The following is a 13828-nucleotide window of genomic DNA, read 5'->3' on the forward strand; positions in this document are numbered from 1 at the left end:
CGAACGAAAGATTATTTGATTTGAGCGCTAGATTAAAAGTTTTATAATTGCAGCGCTTAGCTATATTCTAACTTTTGACAACAAAAAAGTATCTAACTTAGCGAAGTAATTGCTAAAAAATTAGTAAAAAACTGCTAACTAATTTTTCAACAGTAATCTAAATAGCTCTTTCAGTGCTGTGTTTTTAAATCATAATTTTAGACGGTTCTTTCAAACAGCAAGCTCAAACAGTACCTTTAAGAAATACAGCAAACTAAAGTTCATCGTTTTATCAGCGTCGCTGACATTCCCCACCAGCAATATAAGTAATTAAATATAGGCAATAAAAAAGCCAACTCAAATTAATGAATTGGCTAAAGTAGATGTTACCAACGCTTATGAACTAATCACAACTTTAGTTACTGTGTTAGTTATTTAAGTTTAGTAACTAAGACCAGTGATATAATAAGCAAGCTGCTTAAAATAGCGCTTCGTCGATATCAAACAATGCACTTTGTCCAGACTTCGCTGATGTTATCAATGACTGACAACGTGGCAGTAATCTTGAAAAGTAGTAACGTGCTGTACGAATTTTACTTTCGTGAAAGTTTTTATCTTCACTCGCAGATAACGATACTTCAGCCATTTTAGCCCAAACGTAAGCCATAGCGGTGTAACCAAAAACGTGTAAGTAGTCATTAGCTGCACAACCAAGTTCTTCTGGGGAAGCTTGTGCGGCAGTTAACAAATGCTCAGTTAAATTAGCGAGTTCATCTGTTGCTGCTGCCAATGGTTGCGTAAACTCTTGCATAGACTCACTGTTACATTGTGCGATATATGCGCGAACTTCTTCTAGAAACACCAAGACTAATTTGCCTTTACTACCCGCAACTTTACGCGCTAATAGATCCATCGCTTGAATACCATTAGTGCCTTCATAGATTTGTGAAATGCGCGTATCACGCACTAATTGCTCTTGTCCCCATTCTCTTACATATCCATGACCACCAAATACTTGTTGGCCAGCAACTGTACTTTCAAAGCCCAGATCGGTGAAAAATGCTTTAGCGATCGGTGTCATTAATGCCACAAGATGGTCTGCTTTTTCTTGCGCTTCACCAGTACCGTATGTCGCTATATCTAATTGCATAGCAATGTAAGTTGATAACGCACGTGAACCTTCATTTAACGCTTTCATGTTTAATAACATACGACGAACATCGCCATGAACGAGTAATGAATCAGCTTGAGCATCAGGTGATTTTACGCCTGATAACGAGCGACCTTGAATTCGATCTTTAGCGTATTCTAAAGCATTTTGATACGAACGCTCTGCTGCACCTAAGCCTTGAATACCAACACCAATACGTTCAAAGTTCATCATGGTGAACATACAGGCTAAACCTTTATTGAGTTCGCCTACTAAATAACCTTTAGCGCCATCAAAATTCATTACACAGGTAGCAGAAGCATGAATACCCATTTTATGTTCAATTGAACCACAACTTACGTTGTTAGACTCGCCAATGGTTTCATCGTCATTTACATGAAATTTTGGTACTAAGAATAAAGAAATACCACGAGGACCTGCAGGTGCATCAGGTAGTTTCGCCAGCACTAAATGAACAATGTTTTCAGTTAAGTCATGTTCACCGGCTGTAATAAATATTTTTGTACCTGATATTAAGTAGCTGTCATCATCTTGCGGCACGGCTTTTGTTCTGATCATGCCTAAATCTGTGCCAGCATGTGCTTCAGTTAAACACATACTTGCTGCCCAATCACCAGCATACATGCGTGTTAGATAACGATTTTTTAATTCCTCACTGCCATGCTTAGCTAGCGATAACCCTGCGCCAGCAGTTAAACCTGGGTAAAGTGAAAATGAGATATCTGCCGAACACAACATTTCTTCATGGAATGCGGTGATAACTTTTGGCATACCCATGCCACCAAAATCAGGATCACCACCTAATGATGTCCAACCGCCTTCGGCATAGGTTTTAAATGCTGCTTTGTATCCTGGTGCGGTAGTGACATTACCGGCATCAAAAGTTACACCAGTTTCGTCGCCATTACGTGATAAAGGGGCGATTTCTTGCTCAGCAATTTTTGCACAACCTTGCAAAATAGCTTCTGCGGTATCTTTGTCTACTCGTTCAGCCAACGTGGGTAATGACTGCCATAATTTGTCAGCTTTAAATACGTCATACAACAAAAAACTCATATCTTTCAAAGGCACTTGATAATCAGCCATTACATTCTCCGAACAGGTAATTTAAACAATTAATTAAAACACGCGTTTGAATATATATTAAACCCAGTAAAAGTAAAGTAAAAACGAGAAATTAGCTTGCCAGCAAAAATTAACGTAAGCTCTATTGAGGCACAGTTGAAAATAAAGGCTAGCAGTGAAGTTTATTGGTGTTGTAGTTATTTTAATATTGATTTTTTCTGAAATGGCTTCGGCTGAACAAGTGCAATTCAATAAAGTAAATGTCGATAATTATGTACAATTTAACTATCGATGGATTGATCAGGCGCAACAAAAGCAATCGCTAAGTTTTGCTATTGATAAAACAATGATATTTGATCGTTTTAGAAACTTTAGAAATTATGATGCGATTTACGCAAAAAAGTATGTAGATAAAAAGATTAGACAGTCATTGATAAAGTCCCCTATTCCAGGCGTAACTGTTAATTTTCTTGGTTATGGCGATAATTTACAAATAGAGTTAAAGGGAAAAAACCAAGCAGATATTGATAAAGCACATGCAACTATTGCTCAACTCGAAAAAGATTTCATGCTAGAGCAACTAGAAAAAAGCTATTACACCCAATTTATGTCATTCAACAATCAGCTAGCCATCAAACCCGATCATGTACGTTTCGCGCTAGCATCTATAGCTGATTTTTCGGCGCTTAAAGAGATAATTCTAGATAAATTTCCAGAGCAAAATATCAGAGAAGTTACTAACTATGTGCTTGGTTTTGTGCAAAGTATTCCATATTCAACTTTAGAGTCTAGAACGACTTCAACAGGTGCTGGCTTTAATCCCCCTTTGCAAACGCTTTGGCAAAACCAAGGAGATTGCGATAGTAAGGTTACCCTCATTGCGGCTATTTATAGAGCCTTAATGCCACGCATTAAAATGATGCTGGTTTTTATTGATAACCATGCATTACTTGCCATGGAAATTGAGCCTAAAGCCGATGAAATAACCATTACGGTTGATAATGTAAATTATATTTTGCTTGAGCCTACCGGCCCAGCATTGATGAAAATGGGCGAAATATCAGCAGACTCAGAGTTTGCCATTCGCAATGGCCGTTATTATGCTGAGCCTTTTCAGTAATAATAAGTTAGCCAGTAACTAGCGATAAAATACTTTCTCTAAGTGCATTTAAACTAATTGGCTTAGCAATGTGTAAATTCATACCTGCGGTTAAACATTGTTGCTTGTCTTCTTCACGTGCATGGGCTGTCATAGCAATAATAGGTAATTGGCCATATTGAGGTTGAGCGCGTATATGTTGAGTGGCCGTTAAACCATCCATAACGGGCATTTGAATGTCCATTAAAACAATATCAAATACTTGTAACGCTAATGTGTCGAGTGCCTCTTGCCCATTTTGAGCAATAACTACTTTCGCCTGCATTGACTCTAATAACTTAATAGCAACGAGTTGATTAACTAAGTTATCTTCTACTAATAGCACCTTAATTCCAGCTAAATCGTTAATATTTGGCTTAATAATTTCTGGTTTATTAATTTTCGCTGTTTTATCTTCATTCATTACCAAGGGTTTTAGTGCTTTGGCTATTTTAGGAATAACTTGTCGATACAAAGGCATTTCAAGTAATAAATAATGAATATTGTGTTGCGTTAGTTGTTCAAGAAGTGCCGTTGAAATAATACTGCCTGTAGGTTGGCATAAGGCGAGCAAAGTTAGATTGTTGAGCATTAACTTCAGTTCTGTCTCTTTAAAGCCTTGCGGATAATCACTACTATCAACGAATAGTACTTTCGTGGTTGTATCTGTCTCAGCATCTAAACATTCGAGACTAGCAACGTCGATAATTTTTTGTGAAATATCTGCAAAGTTTTCACACAACGCCTTCGGTAACTCAACGCCAAAATTAATAACCGTGCAGGTTGAAAAATCAGAGGTAAACTTAGTTAAACATTGCTCTGAATAGTCACCATGACAATGAGCAATATTGGTGTCATTCAAAGGCAGCGCCAAAATAAACTCAGCCCCTTGGCCAAGCTCGCTTTCTATAGAGATTTCACCGCCTAACAAATGCGCTATATGCTGACAAATTGATAACCCAAGCCCAGTACCACCATAAACCCGTGTCATAGATTCATCGGCCTGTTTAAAGGCTTCAAACAAACCAGCATGCTTTGATTTTTCTATGCCGATACCGGTATCTTTGACCCGAAATAAAATCGCGACATTATTGGCGTCGGTTTGCTCGGTTATAACAGAAGATAATGATACGCTAAGCGTTACTTTACCCTGCTCAGTAAATTTAATTGCATTATTTAGTAGATTACTTAGCACTTGTACCAAACGCATAATATCGGTGTGAATGTTTAATGGTACTTGGCTATCTATGGCAACATGTAAGCTTAAGTCTTTACCAGAAACTGCGGCAATATTTAGATTAATAGCTTGCGATACAATACTTTCAAGCTCTATTAGCTCTTGATGAACCGACATATTGCCTGATTCAACTTTTGCTGAATCAAGCAATTCGTTTACTAAGTAAAGCAGCGTTTCTGAAGCCGTTTGTGCATTGCCTAAATACTGCTCTTGCACTGAATTTAGTCGGCTCTGTTGTAATAAATAAAACATACCTTGAATCGCATTAATCGGCGTACGAATTTCATGGCTCATATTGGCTAAAAATTGACTTTTAATTTGGTTAGCTTCTTCTGCTTGGTTTTTCGCACGCTTTAAAGCTTGGTTAATTTTAAACTGTTGACTAACATCTCGAATTAAAACAATACTGCCGAGCAATTCATTATGTTGCCCATAAAAAGGGGCATGATAAACTTCGTAGGTATGTAGCTCTGTCGACACTGTTTTATGAGTAGCTGGTGCAACTTGGCTTTCTCCAAGGCTTTGCGCAACCTCTTCACTAATATCACTTGTAATAAAGTCATAAATATTACCGCCAAGAATATCGGCCTCTTTTTGTAACACTAGTTGCTCAACCGCCTGATTACAGCCAATTAACAGGCCTTGTTGATCATGAAAAAGAATATAATCCGGAATTGCATCCATTACCGAACGAAGCAAAGCATAGTCTCGCTGGTGCTGCTCACTTTTATGATATAGGGCTTGAGTTTTTTCTTTAACGCGCAAATCTAATTCATTATTCTGGTCTTTCAAACGTTGCATTAAACTACGGTTTTCACCAAATAAATCTTCTACAATTTTAAACCAGTGCCGCCATTCTTTTGAGGGTTTTATTTTTCCTGGGTCTCCTTCAGAGCAATGTTCAATATGGTTTATAAATTTTTTAGATGGCGCAATAAATGATCGGTAAGTAAAATAGTAAACAACCACTAACAAACTAAAGAAACCTAAAAACACCCATGCAAAAATAGTAATAAAGCGTTGGTTAATCACAGAAAAAAAATGTTCTTCCTTTTGATATTCCAACAAAATCCAATCATTAACAGGCAGTTTTTTTCTTTGCACTAGCCAATTGTCGACCGTAGTGCTTTCGGGCATATTTAATAACGTTTGGTAAGTAAACTCATTTAATTTTTCCGGCGCAGTATCACTAAAAGCGGTATGGGCATTAAGCGTTAAATTAGCGTTATTTTTGTGAAGTAATACATGACTATGTTTATCAATAATAATATAACCATGATCCTGATCGGTTACTTGGGGTAAATAGTGATATAGCCCTGCGGTATTAATATCAATTAGCAGTGCCCCTTTCATCTCATTGTCTAAATACACGCCCATGCCTAAGGCAGCATTTAAACCTTTTCCCGCTGTATCCACATAAGGCTGAGACCAAAACGTTTCATCTTGGCGTTTTGAAGACTTTATTTCTAACATTAAATCATTGGTGAGACTCTGATCACTATATTGCCAAATACTTCTAGGAACCCAAGGGTATAAATTAACGAATCGGCGAACTGAAATATAATACAACCAATTAGCCGCTTTAATCGACTCTTGCGCTGTTACAAATGCAGGGGTTAGTGCATTGGCCATAATCAACTCATTTTTAAATGATTGATTGAACACATCAATACGACCAACTCCGGTAATATTTCCGGTCATAACACGATTGTTCGTCATAAGATTTTGACGATTTTTCAGCTGATAAAAATACTTACCCTCTTGTTTAAGCGCGGGCACTGTATCGGGTAATTCTTCAGGAAAGCGTAAGTAATACTCTGCTAAATCTCGAATACCACTGAGGGTTTCTACTGTACTGGTAAGTTTATTGTTTAGCTGAGTACTATATTTGCTCATTTGAGCTAATGAATTGTCGCGGTGCTCTTCTCGAGCAACATAGTAATTATAAAAGGTAATAATAAAAGTGAGCAGCATAATGCCTGAAAAAATCACGATCACTGATTTATTGTAGTGCTGAAAAATTTGCTCTTTTGAGTTTTCTGCTAACACTGAGAAGCCTTAGTGGTGTTAATTAAAACCGAATACGCCAATATTACATATTAGCTTAAGTGATATGTTGCAATTATTAACACTTAAATGAAAGGCTTAATAATAAAACAAAGTTGCTACAGAGGATAGTAGTGAAAGGTTAGCGCTGAGACACTAACCTTGCACTTTTTCTATTAACGACAAATAACTTCGAGCGTCGAAACGGTGTAATTATAAATTTTCTTCAGCAAAAGACGCTAATCGACTGCGAACAACACCATTTAAATTAATATTACTACTACCTGGAAAGTCTTTGAAGCGCTCAACTATATAAGTTAGCCCTGAAGTAACCGCCGTTAAATAGTTGCTGTCAATTTGAGCAAGATTGCCCGAGCAAACTAGCTTAGTCCCTTCACCGCAGCGAGTAATAATGGTTTTTAATTGTGAAGCTGTCAGGTTTTGGCACTCATCGAGCAACACTAGTGCATTTTGAATACTGCGCCCACGCATAAAGTTTACCGACTTAAACTGAATATTACCTTTGTCCATAATGTAATTCAGGCTACCACTCATATTTTCATCTTGCTTGTGTAGCACTTCTAGCGAGTCGGTGATAGCGGCTAGCCAAGGTGCCATTTTTTCTTCTTCAGTGCCGGGTAAAAAACCAATAGACTCAGCTATTTCTGGCGTACTACGAGTCACGATAATTTTGTCGTATAACCCACGTTCTATCACTTGCTCTAACGCAGTAGCCAAAGCCAGTAAAGTTTTTAGGTATTATAAACTCAAAATAGATACACCGACCGACCGATTGAGTGTTATTATTTACAACCATCTATCTGAAAGTCGATATAATTTTAAGGTATACCTAAGTTAGTCCTATGAATAATTATAAAAATAAAAGCATCCTCAATATCGACAATGCAATTTTCCAAAGCTTAGCCCCAAAAGGCAGCTTTTTACAACATTGTTTAATCAACTCTAAATGGGATGATGAAAACGAAAAAAGCTCCTCTCTTGCGCATTACAATTTACGATTAGCGATATCAAAGTTACTGCAACTGATAAATGCTGACGAAGAAGAGCACCAAGCACTAATCCATTTATTAGTGAGTAAATCAGAGACTGTAACCATCACAGATCTAATCCAAGGTTACAAGTCAGTTGAGCTAGCATTAGTAAACAGCTTTCCTTTGAGCAGAGCCAAAAGCTACAGCACCGCTGTCAGAAACTTTTTCAATTCATTCAGTGCTCCCATAGAAAATGATTTTAATGCAACCGAATTAGCTTATGAAACACTGTTATCAACAAATATAGACTTTAAGAAAAACCCCAACATCGACCTTTTTACCATTGATGTAAAAAATAAGATTAAGTTTACCGTTATTGATCCCGACACTTTGCCAAATCTATTTGTTAAAGACTCGGTTTTACACGATCTTCTGATCAATTTAGAAAACGCTTCAAAAGAACAGCCATTTGAATACTCAGTCATTGTGGGCTTCAAAAAGTTGTTACGCGAAATTGATCAGTGGCCTGAAAATTCTGAAATAAAGATTTTGCTTAACAAGCCATTAAAAAAATTAACACCAACAGGAGTTAACGAGGCACTAATCGATTTTGAGAAAAACCTATTAAGAGCTTTCCCAAATAGAAAGTTGAATCAGTTAAGTACACTATTTAGACAGAAATTATTTGATCATGGACTAACTGCTCCTGAGCTAAATAAAGCGAAAGACCTTTTCAAAACCAATTTCAACAGCTCAGGTCAGTTAAAATTTAAACCACGGTTCATAATTCAATGCAAAGGCATTGAGCATATTGTAGATTCGTTTCAACTACCATTGGTTCTGCCGTTGGAGAGTGTGGGCGAGAATTGTTTTAATCAGTTAGAAAAAATATCAGAAACCAGCGCTGCCGATACGGACAGCGTAACTGACCTAATAGAAATCTTAATGCTGCTTCAGCAAGGAGGATATAGTGATGCGAGATTACTATTTGCTAAAAAGCCCGAAGACTTGATTACTTATCATGTTTCCAAAGGCTTAGTAGATCTAGAGTTATTAATAACCAATCACTTCCCTGACGACAAGCTCGAAAAACTAAAACTCATTCGTGACTTTCTGAACCTATGCGAAACCCCAACTCAAAGTGGAAGGCTACTCAAAGATTATGAGATTGATTCGACTATCAATCCAAAAGAAAAAATCAAAACAATGGCTTTTCACGGGTATTCCAAAGCTAACGGGAAAAAGAGAGATGTAACTGTCGAGTTTAACCTGACCAAATTAAAACCGTTGTTAAAATTAAACAGCGTACTTGTTACCGCGCTGAACAACCTACAAACTCACACTGCCACTACGCCAATGCCTGTCGCATCATTATCTGACATAGAGCGAATTTTGGGCTATGTCATAGATACATCATCAGAGTCGGCACAAATCAAGCATATCCTTGTCAGCCCTTTATTTGAATTAGAACAGCGAGATTTCAGGTTAGGTTTTGCTCAACTTGAAGACATCATCGATGAGCAGGATATGCAATTAAAGGCACCTAGAAGCCAAGGTCTACGTACATTCTTAAGTAATCACGCGGGTAAAATCAATGGCCTGATTGATATAAAAAACTGTGGTTTTAATTCTCGGTTTAGTGCTTCTGATGAAATGAATGCTCAAAAGCTCATTGAGCCTGTTGATGAGAATGGTGATGTTTTACCCAGCCCTATTCAAAATCAACAACAATCGCTATCAGAGTTAAGAAAAAATGTACAAGAGTACTTTGAAAAGCCAATTAACCAGATACTATATGCGTGTAAGAAAGAAGTTGAATGCTATAAACAACTTGTATCTACTTTTAACACTTACACGGAAAAAGACGAAAATGGGGTTCACATCAAAGATATCCCAGAAGAAGTTCTTGCTTTAGTTAAAGATAATCAAGTTGACGAAGGTCGGTTAATCCTAAAGTCACAAGCGAGTGCCTTTAGAAAAGAGTTTACACGTGAAGTTGTGATGGGAGCTTACCTTCGGCATCAACTATCCATTGGATCAGCAAGCACAACCTACTGCTCTCAAAAATCTGAATTAATCCCAACTTATGTAAAACACTGGTTTCCTAATACTGGAACTGGCATGAGAGACTTCTTTTGGTCAGGCATATTTTTACCAAAAAACATTCTTCTTGTGTGCTTTATCAGATTAGTTATCAGAACCACTTGGAATAAAGATGTAATAGCTACGTTGACTCGTGCAAATTTGCCAGAGCAAATACCAGAAGGGCCTTTTGTACTTGCTGGTTTCAAAGAAAAAGTAGGTAAAGAGACTACGCCTGTTACCATTGAGCCACATGAAAAAGAAATTCATGAGGTGATCAGCTTCCTTATCCAACATCATGACAACATGGTACGAATGGGCTTTAAACCAGAGAGTATTTGGGATACTCCGGGTTCGACAAAACTAAATTTCCTATCGGCAGCTATTATAGACAGGCTACGCGATCACTACACCCTTCCATATTTTCGGATGGAGTTATTAGCCAAACATCAAATGAATCTTAGAAAAGGTATCGACGGTAGCTTGGTTAATTCACAACGAGAGCGGAATCATGCAACCAGTAGAGTAACTTCTGCTTATCTAACGCACCCTATCGCCGTGATTGAATATGAAGCCAACAATGCAGATTTTCAGCGAAAATTTGAGACAACCGTTCAGTTTAGACATAAAGAAGCATCTATAGAGAAATACGGCTTAGATCGCAACAACATTGACGAAGATTTAATTGTAGCACCAACAGATCATAAAGAAGAATTGCCAGACTGGTTCATTTTAGCAGACGGCTCATCATGCACAGATATCTTCGCTGCTGTTGATAAATCTAAGCAAGATAGCATTTGTAAAGGTCGAAAATGCCATTCAGGAGAAGGTTGCGAGTTCAATCGCGTTGAACTGGGTGTTGATGAATTTGTACGAACCCTGCGACATCAGGCTTATTACATAGCACGTGGTGAGGTACTGCTGGCAAAGCATGGTAAAGAATATTTTGATGAGTATATTGCACCTGACATGCGATTTACGTTTGGTTTAGTGAAGTATGTAGAGCTATCCAATCCTCTAATGTTCAAAGACGCTAAAGGGAGATTAGAAAATGAACAGTAATCTAAAATACCAATTCTTAGAAGATATAAAGCCGGAAGAGATACTAGAAGAGCATGATGATCTGCTTTTAGAAAATGCAAAACTGTTGCAAGTTACAGATGAAAAACTCGCTATTGAAGGTACTGTTTTACATTATCATGCAAAGATCACTGGCGCGAAAGCCAATGAAACGGTATTGCAAAAAGGCTCTGTAGATCTGCGTGATATATGGGTTCCCGGTGCTGCGGGATGGCAGCACCCAGTGCCTATTTTGGTTTACCCTGACTATGCCAACGCACTTGTTGAAATCATCGATATCTATGCAAACAGAGCTAAACATACGCCGACATTTGTAAAAACTGGGGTAATGTCGCAAGTTAACGTTGCAGCGCAATTCATTGAATATATGTGCTTACATGGTCATCTCGTACTAAATGGAGTAAATCAAAAGCAAATCGATAAGATGAAAGTAACGCTCAAAGAAGGTGGTATTCCAGCAACACTAGCCTTGCATGAACGAGTTAATTCATTTGTCGATTTGTTAATCGAGAATGACGAACTAGAGCCATTTTTAATCAAAGACGGTAATACCGAAAACTCTAAAGTAACGAGTATAAGAGTACCTAAGATTGCCCAATGTATCGGTGCGGTTAGTCTTGAAAATCAAGTTCCAACTAGTGTTTACCAAAAAGTAACAGAACACCTAAAATCAAAGGGAATTAAATTCGGTGCTAGTTTAGCATCCAAAGGCGCATCTGCACCTTCTCAACCAGCAGTTAAATCTTTGAATAACTGGTTTGGTACTTGGAATAGGTTTGCAAAACTAGATAACGAAGATCGGATGCAGTTTATTCCTTTTCCTAACCCTAACCAGCTTTCTAAAAAACTAGGTAAAGTAGCTGGTCGCACGAAAAATTTGGATTTAGAGCATGTTGTTGATCTATTGGGCGGTTCACACCTTTGGGTATATGAATACTCCTCAAAAATAATTTCATTAGTAAATGAAATTACCAGCTTAAAAAATCAATATCTTGATGAAGGGCTTCGCCATCGCACACTTACTGAAGGTAGATTTCCAGAATTTTTAGTTAGCTCTCAAAAAGTTAAAGAGCTTGAAAAGCTGCTAGACATTGAAATCCATAAATCGAGTTTAACCGCTTCAGATAAAGATTCTGAGGCGTTCTCTGTCACCGAGGTGATCACGCTATTGATGACCGCATGTTATGTCATATTGCAAACTTACAACGCAAGAAGACAAGCAGAAATCCAGCACCCTCTCATAGGTATTACGGAAGAGTTCTTCCGTTGCAAGGATAAAAAATTCAATTGGTATCAAGCCTGCTTTTATAACGAGAAAAATGGTGAGCGCCGCTGGTACACAACTAACAACGGTAGTACCAAAGCAATTCAATGCTTAATTAAATTGAAAAAAGCATGGGGGGCTGTTGATGTTGACGGCTTGTTTAATGTGCCAACCTTTAGAATTGATGAACAAGATAACTTCAAACACTATAAATATCATTTTAATAAGGGAAAAGATTCAAAGATCACTGGCAACGCCTTCTTAAAAATGATGCTAGGTGATGCAGAAGTGGATATGAAAAGCCACCCATTCAGACGTATCTACGCTGTTATTTACCATTATCAGTATAAAAACGCAGACTTACTAGCATTATGTCACCAGCTAGGACATGTTGATCCCGAAGAAACAACTGTGTATGTGACGGAGCCTGCCGCTAGAGAAACGCATGAGCAACTTCATCATAAAACCAAGCTGACTCGGAATGAGAAAGCTGAATCAACCATTGCGATAAAAGAAGAAAACAAGGCTCTAGATAAAATCATTGCTGAAGTAGGTGTTGAAACAACGGCAAAAGATATTCTAGCTCTGCTTATGGGAACCGAAGAAATGGCAGGTAAATATACTTCTTATTTGAAAAAGGTTTATCGTGTTTTACAAAAGAGTGTGAGGTTCAACAACTATACCAAAGACAAGTACGGTAAAGGCTTTAGCGAATTACCTGACGAAGAAAAAAGTAATGAAATGGCTCAAGTGCTGGATGCTAGAGGCCACAAACACAAACCTAAACCACATGCTACTTGCCATAAAAAAGAGGGAGAAGCTAAAAAGCATAAGGCACCTTGTGAACCATCTGTGTGTAAAGGCTGTGCATACCAAGAAGTAAAACGAACCCAGCTTGATATTATGAAAGAAGACTTAATCGCGCTAAAGGCAGTCCAAGCTGATTATTTGACGCTCCCTGTTGAACGTATGCGAGCTAAGGAACAAAGCGCTAATTTAGAGATTTTAATTGAAAGCCATGAACGCACAATGAAAAGAAGTAAGAGTATTTTCCAAGCGGAGCAACCTAATGGCTAAGACAAAACAAACCCAAGATCCCCAACAAAAAGAAGCTTTTGAGCGCATTGAAAGAAAAGTGGAAATACTTGAAAAGTGGGCAAGCGAGGGAATCCCCTTTGTATTAGTTAATGGTAACAAACAGGTTGATGACAAAGGAAAATATGTCCTTGAATTCTTCCCTACCAGCCCTACAGGACTTAGAAAGTGGAACGGTAAACAAAATAGTAAGGATGTTGTTAAGCAATATGATATTCCGACATATACAACATCTGCAAAGTCTCTGGATGCAATACCTACGAGCTTAAAGCTAAGAATTTATGGCGATAAAAATAAACTAAACATTTGGGAAAGGCTGAAGTTTAAGGCCAAGCTGCAAGCCAACACTAAAGAAAAGAATGTCCTGCAAGAGCTAGAGGAAGAGCTTAAAGTATCTAAAGCTAATCACCAAGGACTAGCGTATGAATTAATTGAACTTCGAGTGACTAACAAACACTTGGAAGAAGAAAACAGCACGTTAGAAAACCAAATTGAAAGTGTCCGCTTGTCTATAAAATCCCAGCTTGATCTGAAGAAAAAACAACTTAAGCAGTCTGATCTAAAGAACAAGCAGCTCAGCATCGAAAATGCAAAGCTGAAAAAGCTTTTAGACGAACATGGTATCGACTACGAAAATGCTGACGAGAGCACCTCTATTATTGATTTTCCGGGGAAGTAA

At 37.9% G+C, this 13828-nt stretch carries 6 protein-coding genes and 1 pseudogene; 4 read left to right on the top strand and 3 right to left on the bottom strand.

Features of this window, described 5'->3' with window-relative positions; genetic code table 11:
* Positions 1-457: 457 nt before the first annotated feature.
* Positions 458-2236 (bottom strand): acyl-CoA dehydrogenase C-terminal domain-containing protein, encoded by a 1779-nt coding sequence (locus tag AC27H3_RS02595; protein WP_487103482.1) that lies wholly within the window; start codon positions 2234-2236, stop codon positions 458-460.
* A 154-nt stretch (positions 2237-2390) separates the two neighbouring features.
* On the opposite strand from AC27H3_RS02595, the gene AC27H3_RS02600 reads away from it, so the two are divergent.
* Positions 2391-3335: a hypothetical protein gene (locus AC27H3_RS02600; protein ID WP_487103484.1), complete on the top strand. Its 945-nt coding sequence runs from the start codon at positions 2391-2393 to the stop codon at positions 3333-3335.
* Positions 3336-3342: 7 nt separating this feature from the next.
* Here AC27H3_RS02600 and AC27H3_RS02605 read toward each other — a convergent pair whose 3' ends face one another.
* Complete coding sequence (locus tag AC27H3_RS02605) at positions 3343-6639, bottom strand: ATP-binding protein (RefSeq protein WP_487103486.1); 3297 nt, start codon at positions 6637-6639, stop codon at positions 3343-3345.
* Between the two features lie 210 nt (positions 6640-6849).
* A pseudogene (locus AC27H3_RS02610) lies at positions 6850-7389 on the bottom strand (PhoH family protein); the annotation flags it as partial.
* 110 nt (positions 7390-7499) lie between these two features.
* Between AC27H3_RS02610 and AC27H3_RS02615 the strand changes: the two are divergent.
* Genes AC27H3_RS02615 through AC27H3_RS02625 form a run of 3 tightly spaced genes read left to right on the top strand, consistent with a single transcriptional unit; the run spans position 7500 to position 13828 of the window.
* Entirely contained in the window at positions 7500-10772 is a 3273-nt protein-coding gene (locus tag AC27H3_RS02615) for a hypothetical protein (protein WP_487103487.1), read from the top strand.
* On the top strand, positions 10762-13131 hold the full coding sequence (locus tag AC27H3_RS02620) for a hypothetical protein (protein ID WP_487103489.1): 2370 nt from the start codon (positions 10762-10764) through the stop codon (positions 13129-13131). Before AC27H3_RS02615 ends, AC27H3_RS02620 begins: the two co-directional genes overlap by 11 nt.
* On the top strand, positions 13124-13828 hold the full coding sequence (locus tag AC27H3_RS02625; protein ID WP_487103490.1) for a hypothetical protein: 705 nt from the start codon (positions 13124-13126) through the stop codon (positions 13826-13828). Before AC27H3_RS02620 ends, AC27H3_RS02625 begins: the two co-directional genes overlap by 8 nt.

The organism is Colwellia sp. NW0002-52-1, assembly GCF_057550865.1.